Raw genomic sequence first — 19,269 nt, forward strand, 5'->3', positions numbered from 1 at the left:
ATAGTTGAGATAAAAAATGAAAAAGACACCATTATGGGTGGGGGTATGCTTGTGCCCGTTATTGAGTCAAATTGCGCATGCCGAGTTTATTGCAGACCGTAAAGCTGAGCTGACACTACGTAATTTTTACTTTGACCGAGACTATAAAAAAGACCCATATCCCTATACCGCAGCCAGAGATTGGGCGCAGGGTTTAATTTTTAAAGGACAGTCTGGTTATACCGAAGGGACAGTTGGGTTTGGTATCGATGTATTGGCAATGGCAGGCTTTAACCTGATGGGAAGCCGTGCTGATGACTATGCACGTAGTGGCTTATTGCAAGTTAATCCTGACAACTCGCGTGATGATTATTATGGAAAAATAGGTATTACAGGGAAGGCGAAATTCAGAAAAAATGAGCTATTTTTAGGAGATATGGTTCCACAATTGCCGACCCTATTTTCATCGCCAGCGCGTTTGTTCCCACAGACTTATCGCGGTATTCGCTTTGTTTCTAATGAAATTCCAAATCTTCAACTCGAAGGCTTTTATGTCGACGAAGTACGTCAACGCGACTCGATTCGTTTTACCGATGTTGGCACGGATAATATCAATCATCGTTTTGATAAAGCGGCAACCACCGATTCTTTTTATACCTTGGGAGGAAGCTATCAGTTAAAGGATTATCGCCTACGAGCTTATCATGCCGAACTCAAAGACATTTACCAACAACAGTTTTTGGGTTTTAACGGCAAACAACCTTTAAATGATCAACTTAACTTTTTAAGTGACGTGCGTTTTTTTAACAGTGAGGAAACTGGAGGTAAAAAAATAGGAGAGGTCGATAACCGCCATATCAGTGGTTTATTTGGTTTGAACTATCAAAATCATACGCTTTCTTTGGGCTACATGCAGTCGTTTGGTTCAACTGGTCTGCCGTTTTTGTCGGGAACTGAAAGTCCAGTTGTGCTTGATTTTATGAGTTCGGACTATTCAAATAAAGACGAAAAAGTCTATTCAGTTCGTTATGAATATGATTTTAAAAATGCGCAGGTAGGTGATGTTTCATTAAACGGACTGCGTTTTATGACTCGCTATGCAAAAGGTGAAGACATTGATTTACTGCAATATGGCGATCAGCGTTTTAATGAAGAGTCGATGGAATTTGATTTGGGCTATAAAATTCCTGAAGGCAAGTTAAAAGGTTTGGGAATGCGGGCTCGATTTTCCCACTATCGCAACGATATGCCAACCAATATGACTTTTCATGCTGCGAATGAAACACGCTTGAATATTGACTATAGCTTTAAGTTTTAAACAGTAAATATGTTCAAACGGTTTCTAAAAATCGGGAAACCGTTTGAAAATTCTTTAAAAATTAATAAAAAATAGATATCGGGTGAAAAGGTGTCATCATTTTAACGTTGAATGTCATACTCTTTTCTAAACACCAGCAACACGCCTAATAAAATTGCGAGCATCCCAATAAGACCTGCTATTGGCAGTTTATTGCCTAAAATTAAAAAGTCGAGTAATGCAGTCACCACAGGAACTAAGTAGAACAAGCTCGTCACATTTACAATATTTCCCTGACTTAGTAGCTTATACAATAAAAGTTGGGCAACAACAGAAATCAAAACTCCAAGAAAAAGAACAGAGATAACAAGTTGTGAGTTCCAGTGGATTTCAAAATGTTCAAATGGAATAAAGATCAAGCATACGACAAGACTGATTGCATATTGTAAGGGTAATACTTCTGTAGGTGCTTGTTGAATCTTCTTCTGCATGATGGCACCAAAAGTCATGCAGAGTAGCGCGGCCAGTGCAAACAAAATACCAATAGGTGCAATCAAAGTCATAGACAAGCTTTTCCAGACCAGAAGAGTCAGGCCTGCTAAAGAGATACATAAACCTAGCAAGCGTGTTTTTTGTATATTTTTCTCCATGATGCATAGCGTTAGAATTGGCTGTATTCCCAAAATAGTCGCAATTAAACCTGGTGTAACGCCATGTGCCATTGCTTGAAAATAACAGATCGAATAACCCGCAATAATGAGAAGTCCAGTGAGTAACACTTGTTTGCGACTCCCATGTTTAGGCAATAATTTTTTTCTATACAGAGCAAGTAAGAGGAGGACTATTAAAGCAGTTGAAAATCGTAAAATTAATAAAGCGATTGGTGATGTGTTATCGAGCCCCCAACGAGTAAAGATCGCAGCGCAGCCCCATAATAGAACAAATCCTGAAGTGGCACTTTGTGCAGCAAGTGTACTTTTATTGAGACGCATGGAATCACTCCTAGTCATTTAATTCCTAAGAAATTATTAAATTTTAAAATAAAAAATGATGATAAAAAGTTATCGAAAAAAGCCTTCAAATCAATGTGACGGCCTGCTGAATAAGGTAAGTATTGTCCTATTATGAAATAATGAAAAGCGCATAATTCTTGAATATACTATTCGAAAATCAAATAGAAAGATTTGTCATGAATCTAAAGAACTTACAAATAGACTGGTTAACGTGTTTTGTTACGGTGGTTGATACTGGTTCACTCTCAAATGCGGCTCCTGAGCTGTATCGATCACAATCTGCGGTCAGCATGCAATTGAAAAAATTAGAAGAAGCTGTGCAATGTCAGTTATTGATCAGAACCCATAGACAGATAGAACTTACCCCTCAGGGGCAGGTGCTATTAGGATACGCGCGGCGAATATTAGATTTGCATAATGAAGCTGTGATGGCATTTCATGGGGAAGAGTTAAGTGGAAAAATACGTTTAGGAGTTCCTGATGATTATGCTGTGAAATATCTGACCCCTGTATTGAAACGATTTGCACCTCGTTATAGTGGGGTTGAAATTAAACTCATTTGTGAACAATCCACCTCCTTAATTCCTCGTATAGAAAGTGGTGATATTGATCTGGCTTTAATTTCCAGAGATAGCAAGCGTCAAGGTAATTTATTATTTCATGAGCCAATGGTTTGGGTGGGATCACCACAGTTTGAGCTTTGGCGTGAAGATCCTGTGCCTATTGCAGTGTATGAAAGTACCAGTTCAGCTAAAAAGAGTGCAATTAACTCTCTTGCCTTGCAAGGGCGCCGTTATCGTGTGGTTTACAGCAGCTCAAGTTTGGTTGGACAAATTGCTGCTGTTGAAAGTGGATTGGCTATTGCTGTGTTTACTCTATGTAGTGCGCCACAGCATTTAGAAATTCTTGGAGCAGAACATGGGCTAGGTCCTTTAGAGCCAATGGAGGTCGCGGTTTACCGAAGCCAGGCTTCTCGTGACTCAAAAGCTGTAGATCACTTAAACGATCTTTTAGTTAAAACGCTTAGACACGCTGTATCGATTTAGTACTCGGATATGGGATTTAAATAGACCTATTTCTTTAGTACTTTAATTTGTGAAAAGGCTATTACTCGCTCTAAATAAATGCTTTTCCTTCACCCATCCCGATAAAAATTTCACATTGTGGCGTTACAACCGCTATGATTTCTAATAAATGAAAATCTCATAATAACAAGTTCCGTGAGAGCAGTTAAAAATGAAAAAAATGACAGCGGTTTGGGTCTGTTTAGCTTCATTATCGACCTTTAGTCTAGCCAATGATTCTACGGGCTATGTTGGCACAGGCGGTATTCAGTATCTTAAAAACGCGCAGATAGCGATGCAAAGTGAAGACTTATTTATTAGCAAAAAGCTGATCAAGGTTGATTATGTTTATAAAAATTTAAGTAAGCACGATATTACTGAAACCGTGTTATTTCCCTTACCGCGTATCGATAATTTCTTTGAAGCGGATTTTGCCCATACCGAAGCACTGTTAAAAAGTTTTAAGATTATTGTCGATGGTCAAAATATAAAACCTACAATGCATGTACGTACTTTTATCCAAAAGGATGATAAGTCGCCGATGATAGATAGCACAGAGGCATTTCAACAATGTGGCTTTAGTCAGGTAGATATGCTCAATCCTTGGGTTAGAAATAAAGATGATGATGAATATTATCAAGAGAAATTGAGACAATGTAAGCAGCCACAAGTACAGAAAATATTGGCGAACTTTAAAAAAGATGATGAAATCCCATGGTCATCACAAGTGATCTATAGTTGGAAGCAAACCTTTAAAGCCAATGCTTTGACCAAAATTCAGCATCAATATCAACCTTTGGTGGGTGGTTCTGTTGCGCTATATCCTGATGAATATAATCAGAACTTTTGTATGGATGCGCAATTTAAACAAGGCTTAAAAAAAGCCAAAGCAGAAAATTCACCGTTTAACGCTTTAAGCTATATTCTGATCACAGGGGCAAATTGGGCTAAACCGATTGAAAATTTTAAATTAACGATTGAGCGTGATAAGAATGAATTGGTTTCATTTTGCTGGAATGGCAAAGTCGAAAAAATTAACCCAACTCAATTTCAGATGACCAAGCGTAACTTCGTTCCCAAACAGGATTTGGATATTATTTTTGTAAGAGTGAAATGAGTCAATTTGCAAATGACTGCAACAAAAATTAATAAATAGGTAGCTTAATCAGGCTTTTCACTCTCATACTATATAGCAAGAAAGGGATAGCGAGCTTTGGTTTAAAGTGAATTTAAAGAATCTGGAAGCATTTTACTGGGTGGTGACGCTGAATAGTTTTAATAAGGCAGCGACAAAATTACAGACTACTCAGCCTGCGGTATCACAGAAAATCACTGCAATTGAAAATGACTTAGGATTTAAAGTTTTAGATCGAAGCTTTCGCCAACTGAAACCAACGCATAAAGGGATGACCTTATTTAAATATGCTGAAAAGTTGATGCGTTTAGAAACTGAACTCATCGCAGAATTAACTGAAAATCAGCATTTGACAGGTACAATTCGTTTGGGCGTTTCGGAAACCATTGTCTACACTTGGTTGGTGGAATATATCGAGAAAGTTCAGCAGGAATTCCCTAAAGTTTCTGTAGAAATCGTAGTTGATCTGACCCCGAATTTACAAGAAGGCGTACGCACAGGTGATCTGGATATGGCCTTTTTACTCGGTCCGACGCTGGCTTTTGAATGTATTGAACAGGCACTTTGTGATTTTGAACTCAGCTTCTTGGCTTCACCTTCATTTAAAGGAGGGATTGCTCAAATGTCCTTTAAGACCTTAATGTCACATACCATTTTAACCTATCCAAAAATTACCTATCCCTATAAAGAGCTTAAAGCCAAAATGAAGGAACAAGGGTTGGATGAGCCGCTTTCAATCACCAGTTATTCCTTGGCGACATTATTACGACTTGCTGAGCAAGGTTTGGGGATCGCTGTGGTGCCGACCTTAACTGCCTTGAAGGAGATCACTGACGGTCGGCTGGAAATCTTAAATACGCCGATTCGCCTAAAGACCTTCCACTTTACCTCGGTGTATATTCATGGCAACGATGTGGCCTTGAAAGAAAAATTAACTGACGTTGCGGTGATGGTGTCGGATAGTGCCATGAAAAGACTGAATGCGCAGATTAATACCTAAATGATTGGCGGCATTTTCCAGTTCTTTTTCTCATTCTTATAAGCATTGCTTATTTGCCAAGTGATAAACACAGCTTATAGAACGTGATAAGTAAAATTTATCATTAAAGATATTGAAAATAAAAATATTTAAAATTCAAAATCTTGAGTTTAACGATTGTTGTAAAAAGTCGTATTGTTCAGCTGGCTTTGCTGTGTTTTTATCTTAAATACAAGATTTGATGAACTCATGTGGTCATTCAGGAACAGAGAATCTTGGTTATTGAAAAGGATTGAAGAAGATCATTGGTCAAAAATGATATTTCTGAATCAAATTAAAAATAGCGTTATTGAGCTCAAATGGATGAGGAACGCATTAATATGTCTTTACTGAAATCTTCTTTTTTATCAGATCGCCAGTGGGCCATTGTCGCCTCGATCTTTATGATGGCAACTTCTGCCATGGGACCTGGATTTTTAACCCAAACTGCAGTGTTTACAGTGAAATTAGGTGCTGCATTTGGTTTTGCCATTTTAGTTTCTATTCTGATTGATTATGTGGTGCAGCAAAATATTTGGCGTGTAGTGACGCTCACGCAAATGCGTGCATCCGATATTGCCAATAAGGCTTTACCTGGTAGTGGCTATTTACTTGCTTTTCTGGTGATTCTAGGCGGTTTCTTCTTTAGTATCGGAAATATTGCAGGTGCTGCATTAGGTCTGAATGCATTGTTTGGTCTGGATACCAAATGGGGAGGTATCCTCAGCGGTGCGTTAGCTATTTTGATTTTTGCATCAAGAAAAGCCACGCTTGCCATGGATAAAAGCATGATCGTGTTGGGATTACTGAAAATCATCCTGATCATCATTGTCGCAGTCATTGTGATGCCTCCTGTTGGGCAAGCGGTACAGCAAACCTTTGCGCCAGATCAGATCGACTTTGCCATTATTACCACCATTGTCGGTGGTACGGTGGGTGGCTATATCTGCTATGCGGGTGCACACCGTTTACTCGATAAAGGCGCGGTTGGCCCTGAAAATATTGATGAAGTTGCTAGAGCTGCGACCAAGGGCATTGTTGTGGTTGGCATCATGCGCTACGTATTATTCTTAGCGTTTTTAGGTGTGGTGGTCAGCGGTGCCACGATTGATCTCGCTAGTCATAATGCCAATCCGGCAGCTCAAGCATTCCAATATGCAGCGGGTACATTCGGTTTTAAATTATTTGGTTTAATTTTCTGGGCAGCGGGTATTAGTAGCACCATTGGCGCAGCATATACGTCAGTGTCATTCTTTACTGCATTTAAAAAGAACTTAACACCAAAACAAAGCAACTATACAACCATTACCTTTATCGCATTAGCTTTATTACTCTATGTGGTATTGGGCGCAACTCCAGCGGGTCTACTCATTTTTGTGGGTGGTTTTAACGGTTTGGTGCTGCCAATTGGTCTTACAATTTTTGTGTATGTTGCTGCATGCCGTAAAGATTTAATGGGTAATTACAACTATCCAAAATGGTTACTTATTTTGGGTGGGTTAACATGTCTGTTGACGTGGTGGATGGGTTATATGTCATTTACGACAGTGTTTAACTATTTGACCAAGCTTTAAGCCAGACGACGTGAAGAGATAAAGGAATAATGCCATGTTTGTAGATTTAAATAGCGATTTGGGTGAAAGCTTTGGCTCATGGAAAATGGGTAATGATGATCAGATCTTACCTGTCGTGACCAGTGCCAATATTGCTTGTGGCTTTCATGCTGGCGATCCGCTCGGCATTTTAAAAACAGTTCGTAAAGCCGTTGAATTGGGTGTCACAATTGGGGCGCATGTGTCTTATCCAGATCTGGTTGGTTTTGGTCGCCGGAATATGGATTTGTCACGTGACGAACTGATTGCCGATGTGCTTTATCAAATTTCTGCACTCGATGGTTTGGCGAAAGTGGCAGGCTCAAAAGTACAATATGTTAAACCACATGGCGCACTTTATAACACCATTGCCCATGACCAAGCTCAGGCAGCAGCTGTGATTGATGCGATTAAAATGTATAACCCTGAATTGGTTTTAGTGGCTTTGGCGGGGTCGAACTTAGTCGAGCAGGCACGTGCGGCTGGCTTAAAAGTTGTGTCTGAAGCATTTGCAGATCGCGCTTATAACAGCGATGGCTCATTGGTGTCTCGCCGTCTCGAAGGTGCGGTTTTACATGACTCGGCATTTGTTGCGAGCCGTGTGGTGTCTATGCTTAAAAATGGTGGGGTCGAGGCAATTGACGGTGTCTTTACCTCAATTCAGGCCGATACTATTTGCCTACATGGCGACACCGACGGTGCGCTAGAGATGTCAGCAGCCATTAAAGCCGAACTTGTAAAAAACAATATTGAAATTCGCCCATTTGTAAACAAAGCATAAGGATGAGCACCATGTATAAGGATATTAAAGTCGACCCAGCTCAGCTTGAAGCCGCTTTAGATGCGCGTTTAAAAATTCGTGCAGGTTTTGATAAACCGACAGCAGGCATGGCGGCAGGTATGACGCAGGTCAACATGATTTCGGTGCCAAAAGAGTGGGCCTATGACTTTTTACTCTATGCGCATCGTAATCCGCAAAGCTGCCCAGTACTTGATGTGCTTGAAGAAGGCATCTACGCAACTCAGCTTGCGGCAGATTCAGACATTCGAACCGACTTTCCACGCTATCGCATTTGGAAAGATGGTGAAATGGTCGATGAAGTGACCGATGCGAGCGAGATTTACAACGCCCATCCTGATTTGGTGACTTTCTTAATTGGCTGTAGTTTTTCGTTTGAAACAGCTTTGCAAGAAGCGGGTATTGAAGTTCGCCATATTCATGACGATACCAATGTACCGATGTATTTGAGCAATATTCAGTGTCAACCAGCAGGACGTATTTCAGGAAACATGGTGGTTTCCATGCGACCAATTCCATCACATCAAATTAGTGAAGCGGTAAAAATTACTTCACGTATGCCAAGCGTGCATGGTGCACCTGTACATATTGGTCACCCTGAAAGCTTAGGCATTAAGGATGTAAATAAACCAGATTTTGGTGATGCTTCCCGTATTGAAGCAGGTGAAATTCCGGTGTTTTGGGCTTGTGGGGTCACCCCGCAAGCAGCAGTCATGAACTCAAAAATTCCTTTTGCGATTAGTCATGCACCGGGTCACATGTTTATTACCGACATTCCTGACCGCGCTTGGATGGGCTAATTGGACTAAAGAACAATTAAAAGGATAAGCAAATGCGTTTTTTATCGGTAAACGCCGATTGTTTCCTGATTGAGCTTGCGAGCCTAGAGGAAACTTTGGCGTTGTACAATAAATTGCAAAATACGCAATTGAATGGAATTAAAGACTTAGTCCCTGCTGCAAAAACAATTTTGGTTTTTTTCAACGAGATCGGAACCAACTTTAAAACGCTGGTTGCTTCAATTCAGAGCCTTAAATTTGATGCTGGATTTGAGCGTAGCAGCCAAGCAATGATTGTACCTATTCGTTACGATGGTGAAGACCTTGCGCAGGTTGCCGAGTTACAAGGGTTATCGATCTCGGATGTGATTAGAATGCATCACCAAAGCGTGTGGAATGTGGCTTTTATTGGTTTTGCGCCAGGCTTTGCTTATATGAGCAGTCCCGACCGACCATTTACTGATATTCCGCGCTTAACGGTTCCGCGTAAAAAAATACCGTCAGGCTCTTTGGGCTTGGCTGGAAAATACTCTGGTATTTACCCAAAAGACAGTCCGGGTGGCTGGCAGCTAATTGGTACTACATCGGAAAAAATGTGGGATTTAGCGCGTAAAAATCCTGCTTTGTTGTTACCGGGCATGACTGTACATTTTAAAGATGTCACGCATCGTCCAACAACTGTAAATGTACCGCAGCAGATCATGCGCACAGTTGAGCCTAAACAATCGGTGCCACTGTTTACGATCACTGCGCCAAGTTTACAGATGCTGATTCAAGATGAAGGGCGCTTAAACCAGACCAATATTGGAGTTGGGGTGGCAGGTGCAATGGATTTGTCTGCCATGCATAGTGCTAATCGTGTTGCGGGTAACCCAACCGATACACCCGTTATTGAAGTTTTAAATGGTGGCTTAAAAGCCAAGATGCAACATGCAGGTGTTATTGCGGTGGCAGGTGCCATCTCAAACATTCGTGTGAAATTTGCCGACGGTCAAACCGTAGACTTTGCAAGCGATCAGCCGATTAATTTGGATGAAGGAGATGAATTTCAAATTCAGCCACCAACCGCAGGCTTAAGAAACTATCTGGCAATTCGCGGTGGTATAGACGTTGAACCTGTACTGAATAGTGCCTCGTTTGACAGCTTGGCAATGTTAGGGCCAGAGCCTTTAAAGCTCGGAGATACCATTTACCAAGGACAGGTGAAGGCGACCAACATTAGTGTAAATGAAGTGGGTAAAAGTGATTTACCACGAGCTGGTGAAGTGGTTGAGCTCGATATTGTAATGGGGCCACGCACTGACTGGTTTGAACGAGACAGTATTGAACTGCTCTGTCAGCAAGAATGGCTGGTAACCAATGAAAGCAACCGCGTCGGGCTAAGACTTTCAGGTGAGCAGCCTTTAACTCGCAAAATCACCCATGAACTGGAAAGTGAAGGTACATGCATTGGTGCTTTGCAGATTCCACCGAGCGGGCAGCCCGTTTTGTTTATGAATGATCATCCTTTAACGGGCGGCTATCCAGTCATTGGCTCTGTTGCTAAACACCATTGGGACTTGGTGGCACAGATTCCTGCAGGTTGCCGCATCAAATTTAAAAAAATTGCCGAATTTACAGATTTTGAGAATGAATGATGAATACAGAAAAATTATTGATTGCGAATCGTGGTGAAATTGCCGTTCGTATTATCCATGCTTGCCGTGACATGGGAATTGCTTCGGTCGCGTTATATGCAGATGATGACATTGGCAGCTTGCATGTTGAACTTGCAGACGAAGCATGGGGCTTGGCTGGTGCAACCGCCAGTGAAACTTATTTAAATATTACTGCCATTATCGAGATTGCAAAAAAATCCAAAGCGACGATGGTGCACCCAGGTTACGGCTTTTTATCCGAACGTGCTGAGTTTGCTCAAGCTGTGATTGATGCAGGCTTAAAATGGGTCGGGCCATCACCAAGTGCCATTGAAAAATTAGGCGATAAAATCGAAGCACGTAAAATTGCTGCTTCGGTGGGTGCACCCTTGGTTCAGGGTACGCAAGATCCACTCAACAATGCAGAGGAAGCTTTAGATTTTGCCAAACAGTTTGGTTTACCCATTGCCATTAAAGCTGCATTTGGTGGCGGTGGCCGAGGTTTAAAAGTCGCTTGGAAACTCGAAGAAGTCAAAGAGCTTTATGCGTCGGCAGTTCGAGAAGCAAAAGCTGCCTTTGGTCGTGGTGAATGTTTTGTCGAGCAATATCTCGATAAACCGCGTCATGTCGAAGCGCAAGTGATTGCCGACCAACATGGCAATATTGTGGTATTGGGTACACGTGATTGCTCGTTGCAACGCCGTAACCAAAAGTTAGTCGAAGAAGCGCCAGCACCATTTATTAGCGATGAGATTTATCAGCAAATCTTAAGCTCGGCAAAAAACATTTGTCAGGCTGCAAACTATGTGGGTGCAGGAACAGTTGAATACTTACTGAGTCGTGACGGCAAGCTTTCATTTTTAGAAGTAAACACGCGTTTGCAAGTCGAGCACCCGGTGACTGAAGAAACCTCAAAAGTCGATTTGGTGGTTGAGCAAATTCGTGTGGCACAAGGTGAAGTGCTCTCTATTAAAGAAACACCAAAAGCCCAAGGCCACGCCATTGAGTTTCGTATTAATGCCGAAGACCCAGCTCGCGGGTTCATTCCGGCCTTTGGTGTGTTGAGTTTATTCGAAGCGCCGTTTGGTCAAGGGGTTCGCGTGGATACAGGGGTTCGAACTGGGTCATTGGTTTCCAGCCACTTTGACTCACTTATGGCAAAACTGATTGTGACTGGCCCAACCCGCGAAGTTGCAATTGCCCGCGCTAAACGTGCGTTAAAGCAATTTAAAATTGAAGGTGTTGCTTCGATTTTAGATTTCCACCGTGCGGTACTCAATGAGCCTGATTTTAGTGATGAGTTTAATGTACACACGCGTTGGATCGAAAATGACTTTAAACAAGAGTTGAAATCGACTAAACGCGGCATTCCAAATCATCAACAACCAATGTTGCTCAGCTACATTGAAATTGATGGCAAGTTACACCGTTTGGGTTTACCTGCGGGCATGTTTGCACAAGGCCCAGCAACCACAGTTCAGGCACAAACAGCCGAGCCAGAAGTGAGCGCCGAGCATTTACTTGCCCCAATTAATGGTGTGATGAGCGCTTGGAAAGTCGAAAATGATGAGCAAGTCACAGAAGGTCAAGTGATTGCCATTATGGAAGCCATGAAAATGGAAGTGCAGGTACTGGCACATCGCAGCGGCGTTATTCAGATTGGCGCAGAGAAGGGTACGACTTGTCAGGCAGATAGCATCATTGGCCTAATTTATTAAGTCCATTTTCCCGACGTCAAAGTTCTAGCCTGATAAAGCAACGCTGCTTGATTAGGCTGAGCTCAATGTACATTTTCGGAACAGATGGATGTCTGAAAGGCTCTAGGAATTAATGGAGGAAATTTTGCTTAATAATCAAAATACTATGGGGAATATAACTAAACTCTAGGGAGAAGATAATTTATAACTGTGATGTTTATCACATATTTTTTCGGTTGCATAAAGTTTTAATTTATTATTTTTATTTTCTAATCTATTGTTTTTTAATATTTTAAAATATATCTACATTTTTCGTTACAACCCTTTGATCGACAAACTTTATGTTTATTTGCGATATTCGCTTGCAAACTTAGCAAAGGAATTTGCTTATGGCGTCATTTTATTTACGGAGTTGAGTGCAAGAATTCTGTTTACACCCATTCCAAGGAATAGATAAACTATTATTGGGATTGGTTATTTTGCGTATAGTACCGTTGATCCTGAATCATTATTTTAATTACAGAGGAATATTTTTGATAGGGATTAGTGCAATGCATATTTATGGATTGCTTTTGAACCTATACTGATTTCTAATAAAATCGTTTGGTTAAATCAACAAAAATTGCAACGAATAGCTGCTTTTATTTTAACCTTTTTTGCAATGCTTTTAGCTTATTCGGCAATGATATTTTCTAATTTATTTAGCTGTTTTCCAATTTTAAAATGGAGTTATTTGATGAACAATATAAAAATCAAAGTAAAGGATCAGTTTGAGGCTGAAAATATAGCCCTTGCCTTAATTCGGAAGGCAAATGAGCAGGAAATTCCTTTATTCAAAAGAATAGAGCATATTGAAATTGAAGGAGAGATCCTGCTACCTAATATGGAACTTCTATATGAGAATCCAAAAGATGGACGTATCTATAGATTTATAGAGGAGTTATAATTGAGTCGTTGAGATGCTAAGCCTCTCTACTGTATAACGGAGCCCATGGTCAAAAGATCATGGGTTTTTTATGCTTATCACTCTATTTTATAGAGGGTAAAAATTATTGATTCATTGAGTCATAAATAAAAAAATAGCTAAAATGATTTTTATAATAAAAAATTAAATTTTTTATGTGGAAATATATCGGTTGAGGAAAAAATTGTTCTTGAACACAACAAATTACATTAAATGTTAAATTAAAATGATCTTAATGATAATTTTTTATTATATATTTTTATATAATAATTGCTCTTGTTTTATAAGGTATCTTGAATGATAGATTGGATTTGTAAAATATGTAGAAAGTATAAAAGGTTTAATCCAAATACTTTGAAGTTAGGGCAAATTATTTGCTTTTATCAATATGAAGTGATTGCAGGAAAGCTGAAGAGCTTAATGAAAAAAGGAGTGATAATCAAAATAAAGAATAAAATCTTAACGGTGCTGGATAATGGCTTAATTCTTTACTTTAAAGATACTCAGGTTTACCCACTAGATGCACCAGCTCAGCTTGTTTATAAAATATTTGGTGAATGTCGATGTAGCAGAAATTGATGTCTCAATATCTAAATTAAACCGTTAAAGAGCTTAGATTGGAACGATAAACGAAATTCTTGTTGTATTAAAAGAATATTAAATAACAAGGATTTAATGTGTACGCTAAGATGAATAAAATCTTTTAGCTATAGGCAATACTTAGATAAGAACAAAAAAAGTAGAAAGTTTAAGTTTTTCAGTCAACTGAATAATCGTTTTAGAAATATGCTGAACCAGTTCGAATTAAAAAGCAGATAAAAGACAAGTAACCAGAATGTTAACAATGATGTCTATGTTGCACAAAAATTACACTAATTACATGTAAGGTATCAATCCTTACAAAGTAAAAATAGTTTTTATTTCAAAATAAGAATAGTAGGTTGCATCTTAAAGGAAATAGAAATGCCTCAATATTTACGAATATCTGAAAATATATATAGAAAAGTTAAGGAAAATGATCGGTTTACGGATAATAAACAAGATTGTTTGAATCTGATTATCAAACAAATCCGTAAGGAACTTGTCGATACAGATCTTAAGTTAATCTATAACTATATTGATTTTGTTGAAGGATTTGAAGAACCTGTAAAAGATAGACGCATGACTCTGGATATCAGTCTGATCCCGAGCTATAAGCATAAGGATGAATTTGTGTTATGGCTGGCAGGATTTATCGAAAGAATTACTGAAGGCGGAGTGAAACGCTTAGCGCCATTGCATGCCGATATCCCGCCCGAATTTACCTTTCAGAGTGATCCAAATGTGGTGCTAGATATACGTAACCAGCATAGCGGTGAAAGAATCATTTCATATTTTAGAAGTGATGATTTTGCAGACGAAATCAAAAATATTTGATTTTATTGGATAACGTGTAGATCTGTTTAAGTAGAGTGCTCCACCTATCGGGTTTCCTAGAAAATCCTATCCACATAATAAGGTTAAGTAAAAATCTAAAATAACAAAAACGAGTTGGAAAATTTTTGGATTGTTCTTGGTTATCATTCAGCTAAAGTATGGCTTTGCTAATGAGGGGTAAAAGGCAACACCAGAGTGTGAAAAGCACAATGTGCAGGCTTTCGGTGGCGTAAAATATTCGGCTAAATTTTATGCCATTCAATGCTACATAACATGATAATATTCATCACTAAAATTAAAAATCGATGGGGCTTGAGAATGAAAAAGACGCTATGTTTGGGGATTGTTTTTATGGCATCAACTTTGACTTGTGCTGCTGATGCGCAATTACCGAGTTCAGAACCTGTTGCGAGTGCTACAGCATCGAGTGATAAAGGCAAAGAATCGCTGATTAAGCAATCGGTAAAAAAAGCTGACATTAACGAGGAAGTAGGTACCCAAGCTTTAAAGCTAGGTGGAATTCATCGTAGAGAGGATGCACGTGAATATCTTGAGTTAAAAAAAGATGCACAACAAAGTCAGCAACAATTACCAGTAGAAAAAGCCAAAGTTAAAAATGTAACCGAGGTTGTAGCAAGTAAATAGTTGTTTGCTATTCTAGGAAAGGGAGACTACACAGTTTGTGCATCACTGTGAAGGGAAGCAGGCTATTCAAGGCAATCTTTACAAATTTAAATGCCCGACATGCGTGGAATTATTTTGAAACGTTTGTGCTGTGCATTGTAACTCGATAGTTAACTCAAGATTAACGGAAAAGCTGATTTTGGTGTTAATTTCAATAAGTTAGCAGTTTAAAAAATAAAACTATAATACTTATAACTCTTGTTACAACCATTTTATCGACAATTTATAGAAAATTTCCCATAGTCCTATGAACAAGATTATTGGGAGAACTGTTATGGATAAGATTGATAAAATTACAGTCATTGTAAAAGATCAAGAAGAAAATGAGTCTATTGTCGTGGCCCAGTTAAATGATCTCGAAGATCAGGATATACCTTTTTTTAAACGGGTAGAACATATTGAGGTCGAAGGACATATTATTCATCCAAATATTGATTGGCTATTTGAAAATGAAGCAGATGGAAAAATTTATAAACTGGTTGCACCCGTGGATGATCAACGATTTGTTTAAATAACGTCCGTATCATCTCATCTAAAAAACCCACTTATCATCTTGAAATAAGTGGGTTGTGTTGTTGCTCATCATAAAAATTTATCGTTTTTCATGGCTATTTTTATCGTATCAATATTTGCTGCTAGGGTTGGGAGGTAATTTAAATAGCCGACTAACTAGGGTGAGAAGTCTAGGCTTTGTCTAACATAAAACATTATCTTCTGGTTTGGATTGTTCAGGTAATCGGATTAAGACCTTTTACGATATCTTTAAATTCTGAGCCATTTAACCAGAAGGATTTCTTCAGGAAAAGTGTGGTCATAATATGCTCTGCATTTTCACTGTCAGGACTTTCACAAAACAGTCCATAGCTATTGCCAAGCACGGTATTGTTCTCAATTAGACGAATAAAGTAAGCATGTTGTTCGTCTGCATAACCTAAAATAGCATCACGTTGATTGTTCATTTTTCATGTCTCCACATCAAAAATACTTGAATAAAACCTAACTGCCGGGTAATCAGATATATTCATGAAGCAGATCAATAACTTAATTTCTTAAAAAGAATTTTAAAAGATTTAAATCATTGATTTAAAATATGAATCTGGTTTGTTTTACATCCTTGTCTTAGTTAAACAAGCCAAAATCTGATCTATGGGATTTATTGTTATGCAAAATTAATGAGGCGTCAACTTGAATTTGTAACTTTTTCAAGTTAAATTATTTGAACGCATTTTAGAGTTGGCTAAGGGGGAGATATGTCCAAAAAAATGGAATTTGAGCATGGTGGGGCTAGAACCAATGCTGGACGTAAGTCACAGTTCAGTGAGCCGACCAAGGTGATCCGTGTACCGGAGTCTCAGGTTGATTTCATCAAAAACTGGTTACTGAATAATGTCAAAACCGGAACACGGTCCGATTTGACGCCCTCGCTGAAAATACAAAATGTACAGGCCAATAATGATCGAATTTACCATATTCCACTTGCCACGGAACGTGTTGCCGCCGGATTTCCATCGCCTGCCCAAGACCATATTGAACAAGCCTTGGATTTAAATCAGTTTTTAATTCGTAATGAAAATTCCACCTTTATCGTTAAGGCAAACTCACTGTCGATGCTGGATGCAGGCATTGATATTGATGATCCGCTGGTGGTCGATCGTAGTTTGTCTGCCAAATCGGGTGATATTGTGATTGCCTTGATTGACAATGATTTTACCGTGAAACGTTTAATGGTTGACCATCACTTTAGCCCGCCAAAAGTCTGGCTAAAGGCCGAGAATCCTGACTATCAGGATATTTATATTACAGAAGGGCAAGAGCTGCTGATCTGGGGTGTAGTGACTTATAACCTGAAACCGATGAGATAAGCGGATGAGTCCTCCACAACGTATTTTTGCCTTGATTGATGTGAATAACTGTTATGTCAGTTGTGAGCGGGTATTCAATCCAAAACTGGAAAATCGTCCTGTTGTGGTGCTGTCCAATAACGATGGTTGTGTGGTTTCGCGTTCTTATGAGGCCAAAAAACTCGGGATCAAGATGGCTGCGCCAGTGTTTCAGATTGAGGAGATTATTCGCCGACATCAGGTTGAAGTCTTTTCAAGTAATTATGCCTTGTATGCGGAAATGTCGCGCCGTTTTATGAATATATTGGGTAACTTTGTAGATCCATGCGAGCAGGAAATTTATTCGATTGATGAATGCTTTCTAGAATTGACAGCTTATCAGCACAGTTATGATTTAAATGAATATGCTCAACAGATTCTACGGACCGTAAAACAATGGTTGGGAATGCCGTGTTGTATTGGGATTGGTTATTCCAAAACTCAGGCCAAGCTTGCCAATAACCTGGCCAAAACTCATGCCTGTTTTAATAGTGTCTGTAATATCGTTGCAGAAGACCCATGCGTGATTGAAGACCTGCTGCAACACATGCCGGTAGGAGAGGTGTGGGGTGTCGGACGAAAGATCAGGCAACGTCTGGAAAAAATGGGAGTCTACTCGGTACTGGACTTGCTGCAAGCTGACCCAAAGATGATGGGAAAATATTTTTCCGTACTGATGGAAAATACCGTAAAGGAGTTGCAGGGTCTGGCCTGTCTGCAGATTGAAGATGTGATGGCTGACCGTCAGCAAGTATTGAGTAGCCGTTCTTTTGGACAGCCCATTGAGGATAAAAATAGCCTAAGCGGAGCATTAACTGAATTTACCTTGCGGGCGGTGGAGCGTTTACGTCAACAAAACTTACTCTGTAAAGCGGTCGGGGTCGGGATTCGTACCAATCGTTTTAATCAAGAAACTTATTACCGTCCTTTTACCGTGGTATATCTGGCAGATTATAGTGATGACCGTCTGGAGATTATGAAAGCAGTCCAGCAAGGTCTGGATCGGATTTATCAGGCAGGACATCGCTATAAAAAAGCCGAAGTCATCTTGCTGGATATTATTCCGCAACATAGTCATGCCGTCGATCTGTTTCATGACACGGATGAACTGGTTGCCCGCCGTCATCTCTCACAGGCCTTTGATGAAATCAATCAGAAATTTGGTCGGGACGCCATGACTTTAGGACATTTGATTACGCCGCATGGACGAACATGGCGTATGACTCAGAACCATAAATCTCCGAGTTATTTAACCCGCTGGGATGAGCTTCTGAAAGTCATGTGAATCGACCTTGCGATATCGATCACCCTCATTGGCCGGTTACATAGGTAAAACGGCTTTTGAATGGGCATAGGTTTTAAGCTTTCAGTTGTTGAGGCAAAGCTGCCACCACGTGATCAATCGTCAAACGCGTCTTAAGCGGCATATAGGCTAAAGCAGGCCAGACCACGTGAATCGGAAAATGGACACTGGTAAATTCTGCTAATATCTGAACTAAACGACCCTCTTGCAGTTCTTTATGGATGAGCCAGTCCGGTAACCATGCGATACCATAATGCGATAACACCGTATCCTTGATTGCTTGCATGTCATTCAACATAAATTTAGCTTTCGGTTTGACCGTATATTGCTGTTGCTGTTCATCCTGTAATTGCCATTTTTGCAGATGTCCTGAGGAGGCGTAGGCAATAGTTGTGTGGAGCTTTAAATCTTCCAGAGCGTTGACAGGCCCTGATTGTTGAAGATATTCAGGTGTGCTGCACAGTAACATCCGATGCATGCCTAGTTTTCTGGCCACCAGTTGATGACTGTCAGGCAGATTTCCAATTCGGATGGCCAGATCAAAACCCTCTTCAATCAGGTCAACCGTCCGGTCATTAACCGACAGTTCAATCTGTAAATCGACATGCTGTTGTGCAAAACCTGCCATGAGTGGGGCAACATAAAGCTGTCCAAACAGCACTGGAGCTGAGATTCTTAACAGGCCCGTTGCCGTGATTTTACCTTGGTCTAGCAAACTTTCCGCGCTATGAATTTCAGCAATAGCACGCTGACTATGTTCATAAAACAGCGTACCTTCAGCCGTTAAGCTCAGGGTTCGGGTTGTACGTTTAAATAGCGAGACACTTAAACGCTCTTCTAAGCGGGCAATACTTTTGCTAACCGCTGAACGGGTTAGATGCAGCTGTTCAGCGGCGCTACTAAAGCTTCCTGCCTCGACCACCGTTACAAAGATGGAAATCGTACTCAGTTCAGTTTGCATAATTGTAGAATTTTTGGAACCAATTAACTGAAATATTATCACTACTGGTGA

Annotated in this window: 19 protein-coding genes and 1 pseudogene; 17 read left to right on the plus strand and 3 right to left on the minus strand. The window is 40.0% G+C overall.

Annotation, left to right across the window (positions count from 1 at the left end):
* Nucleotides 1-16: 16 nt before the first annotated feature.
* A complete protein-coding gene (locus MSG93_RS12475) occupies nt 17-1,297 on the plus strand; it encodes an OprD family outer membrane porin (protein WP_324622064.1) in 1,281 nt (426 codons plus the stop codon).
* Between the two features lie 101 nt (nt 1,298-1,398).
* Here the strand turns inward: MSG93_RS12475 and MSG93_RS12480 are convergent, their stop codons facing one another.
* Entirely contained in the window at nt 1,399-2,268 is an 870-nt protein-coding gene (locus tag MSG93_RS12480; RefSeq protein WP_324622065.1) for a DMT family transporter, read from the minus strand.
* 197 nt (nt 2,269-2,465) lie between these two features.
* Between MSG93_RS12480 and MSG93_RS12485 the strand changes: the two genes are divergently transcribed.
* From MSG93_RS12485 to MSG93_RS12550, 14 genes and pseudogenes are all read left to right on the plus strand, one after another.
* Entirely contained in the window at nt 2,466-3,335 is an 870-nt protein-coding gene (locus MSG93_RS12485) for a LysR family transcriptional regulator (protein WP_324622066.1), read from the plus strand.
* Between the two features lie 190 nt (nt 3,336-3,525).
* Entirely contained in the window at nt 3,526-4,470 is a 945-nt protein-coding gene (locus MSG93_RS12490; RefSeq protein ID WP_324622067.1) for a DUF4424 family protein, read from the plus strand.
* A gap of 106 nt (nt 4,471-4,576) precedes the next feature.
* Nucleotides 4,577-5,488 (plus strand): LysR family transcriptional regulator MumR, encoded by a 912-nt coding sequence (gene mumR, locus MSG93_RS12495; protein ID WP_324622068.1) that lies wholly within the window; start codon nt 4,577-4,579, stop codon nt 5,486-5,488.
* A gap of 338 nt (nt 5,489-5,826) precedes the next feature.
* Complete coding sequence (locus tag MSG93_RS12500; RefSeq protein ID WP_324622069.1) at nt 5,827-7,080, plus strand: NRAMP family divalent metal transporter; 1,254 nt, start codon at nt 5,827-5,829, stop codon at nt 7,078-7,080.
* Between the two features lie 34 nt (nt 7,081-7,114).
* On the plus strand, nt 7,115-7,879 hold the full coding sequence (locus MSG93_RS12505) for a 5-oxoprolinase subunit PxpA (protein ID WP_324622070.1): 765 nt from the start codon (nt 7,115-7,117) through the stop codon (nt 7,877-7,879).
* A 2-nt stretch (nt 7,880-7,881) separates the two neighbouring features.
* The gene (locus MSG93_RS12510; protein ID WP_324622071.1) at nt 7,882-8,697 is read left to right on the plus strand and encodes a putative hydro-lyase; all 816 of its coding nucleotides are present in this window, start codon (nt 7,882-7,884) and stop codon (nt 8,695-8,697) included.
* Between the two features lie 32 nt (nt 8,698-8,729).
* Entirely contained in the window at nt 8,730-10,313 is a 1,584-nt protein-coding gene (locus tag MSG93_RS12515) for an urea amidolyase family protein (protein WP_324622072.1), read from the plus strand.
* Nucleotides 10,313-12,031: an acetyl/propionyl/methylcrotonyl-CoA carboxylase subunit alpha gene (locus tag MSG93_RS12520; RefSeq protein WP_324622110.1), complete on the plus strand. Its 1,719-nt coding sequence runs from the start codon at nt 10,313-10,315 to the stop codon at nt 12,029-12,031. Before MSG93_RS12515 ends, MSG93_RS12520 begins: the two co-directional genes overlap by 1 nt.
* Before the next feature lie 532 nt (nt 12,032-12,563).
* Nucleotides 12,564-12,695, plus strand: a pseudogene (locus MSG93_RS12525) (LysE family translocator); the annotation flags it as partial.
* A 51-nt stretch (nt 12,696-12,746) separates the two neighbouring features.
* On the plus strand, nt 12,747-12,956 hold the full coding sequence (locus tag MSG93_RS12530; RefSeq protein ID WP_005231455.1) for a hypothetical protein: 210 nt from the start codon (nt 12,747-12,749) through the stop codon (nt 12,954-12,956).
* 315 nt (nt 12,957-13,271) lie between these two features.
* Entirely contained in the window at nt 13,272-13,553 is a 282-nt protein-coding gene (locus tag MSG93_RS12535) for a hypothetical protein (protein WP_324622073.1), read from the plus strand.
* A 384-nt stretch (nt 13,554-13,937) separates the two neighbouring features.
* Nucleotides 13,938-14,390 carry a hypothetical protein gene (locus MSG93_RS12540; protein WP_324622074.1) on the plus strand — a complete coding sequence of 151 codons (453 nt, stop codon included), beginning with the start codon at nt 13,938-13,940 and terminating at the stop codon, nt 14,388-14,390.
* Between the two features lie 351 nt (nt 14,391-14,741).
* Nucleotides 14,742-15,035 carry a hypothetical protein gene (locus MSG93_RS12545; RefSeq protein WP_005287375.1) on the plus strand — a complete coding sequence of 98 codons (294 nt, stop codon included), beginning with the start codon at nt 14,742-14,744 and terminating at the stop codon, nt 15,033-15,035.
* A 322-nt stretch (nt 15,036-15,357) separates the two neighbouring features.
* Complete coding sequence (locus MSG93_RS12550) at nt 15,358-15,585, plus strand: hypothetical protein (RefSeq protein WP_032881702.1); 228 nt, start codon at nt 15,358-15,360, stop codon at nt 15,583-15,585.
* Between the two features lie 217 nt (nt 15,586-15,802).
* Here the strand turns inward: MSG93_RS12550 and MSG93_RS12555 are convergent, their stop codons facing one another.
* Nucleotides 15,803-16,033 carry a hypothetical protein gene (locus MSG93_RS12555; RefSeq protein ID WP_005231449.1) on the minus strand — a complete coding sequence of 77 codons (231 nt, stop codon included), beginning with the start codon at nt 16,031-16,033 and terminating at the stop codon, nt 15,803-15,805.
* A 291-nt stretch (nt 16,034-16,324) separates the two neighbouring features.
* Here MSG93_RS12555 and MSG93_RS12560 point away from each other — a divergent pair, with 291 nt between their 5' ends.
* Nucleotides 16,325-16,936, plus strand: coding sequence for a translesion error-prone DNA polymerase V autoproteolytic subunit (locus MSG93_RS12560; protein WP_324622075.1), 612 nt, complete (start codon nt 16,325-16,327; stop codon nt 16,934-16,936).
* Between the two features lie 4 nt (nt 16,937-16,940).
* Nucleotides 16,941-18,239: a Y-family DNA polymerase gene (locus MSG93_RS12565; RefSeq protein WP_324622076.1), complete on the plus strand. Its 1,299-nt coding sequence runs from the start codon at nt 16,941-16,943 to the stop codon at nt 18,237-18,239.
* 73 nt (nt 18,240-18,312) lie between these two features.
* On the opposite strand, the gene MSG93_RS12570 is transcribed toward MSG93_RS12565, so the two are convergent.
* The gene (locus MSG93_RS12570) at nt 18,313-19,218 is read right to left on the minus strand and encodes a LysR family transcriptional regulator (RefSeq protein WP_324622077.1); all 906 of its coding nucleotides are present in this window, start codon (nt 19,216-19,218) and stop codon (nt 18,313-18,315) included.
* Between the last annotated feature and the right edge of the window lie 51 nt (nt 19,219-19,269).

The organism is Acinetobacter sp. IK40 (assembly GCF_035615075.1).
GTDB classification, from domain to species: domain Bacteria; phylum Pseudomonadota; class Gammaproteobacteria; order Pseudomonadales; family Moraxellaceae; genus Acinetobacter; species Acinetobacter courvalinii.

Coding starts and splice junctions, on each gene's coding strand:
- MSG93_RS12500 (WP_324622069.1), top strand. CDS start 5,827: ATGGATGAGGAACGCATTAATATGTCTTTACTGAAATCTTCTTTTTTA.
- MSG93_RS12510 (WP_324622071.1), top strand. CDS start 7,882: ATGAGCACCATGTATAAGGATATTAAAGTCGACCCAGCTCAGCTTGAA.
- MSG93_RS12530 (WP_005231455.1), top strand. CDS start 12,747: ATGAACAATATAAAAATCAAAGTAAAGGATCAGTTTGAGGCTGAAAAT.
- MSG93_RS12475 (WP_324622064.1), top strand. CDS start 17: ATGAAAAAGACACCATTATGGGTGGGGGTATGCTTGTGCCCGTTATTG.
- MSG93_RS12570 (WP_324622077.1), bottom strand. CDS start 19,218: ATGCAAACTGAACTGAGTACGATTTCCATCTTTGTAACGGTGGTCGAG.
- MSG93_RS12555 (WP_005231449.1), bottom strand. CDS start 16,033: ATGAACAATCAACGTGATGCTATTTTAGGTTATGCAGACGAACAACAT.
- MSG93_RS12560 (WP_324622075.1), top strand. CDS start 16,325: ATGTCCAAAAAAATGGAATTTGAGCATGGTGGGGCTAGAACCAATGCT.
- MSG93_RS12480 (WP_324622065.1), bottom strand. CDS start 2,268: ATGCGTCTCAATAAAAGTACACTTGCTGCACAAAGTGCCACTTCAGGA.
- MSG93_RS12515 (WP_324622072.1), top strand. CDS start 8,730: ATGCGTTTTTTATCGGTAAACGCCGATTGTTTCCTGATTGAGCTTGCG.
- MSG93_RS12485 (WP_324622066.1), top strand. CDS start 2,466: ATGAATCTAAAGAACTTACAAATAGACTGGTTAACGTGTTTTGTTACG.
- MSG93_RS12535 (WP_324622073.1), top strand. CDS start 13,272: ATGATAGATTGGATTTGTAAAATATGTAGAAAGTATAAAAGGTTTAAT.
- MSG93_RS12545 (WP_005287375.1), top strand. CDS start 14,742: ATGGCATCAACTTTGACTTGTGCTGCTGATGCGCAATTACCGAGTTCA.
- MSG93_RS12520 (WP_324622110.1), top strand. CDS start 10,313: ATGAATACAGAAAAATTATTGATTGCGAATCGTGGTGAAATTGCCGTT.
- MSG93_RS12490 (WP_324622067.1), top strand. CDS start 3,526: ATGAAAAAAATGACAGCGGTTTGGGTCTGTTTAGCTTCATTATCGACC.
- MSG93_RS12505 (WP_324622070.1), top strand. CDS start 7,115: ATGTTTGTAGATTTAAATAGCGATTTGGGTGAAAGCTTTGGCTCATGG.
- MSG93_RS12565 (WP_324622076.1), top strand. CDS start 16,941: ATGAGTCCTCCACAACGTATTTTTGCCTTGATTGATGTGAATAACTGT.
- MSG93_RS12540 (WP_324622074.1), top strand. CDS start 13,938: ATGCCTCAATATTTACGAATATCTGAAAATATATATAGAAAAGTTAAG.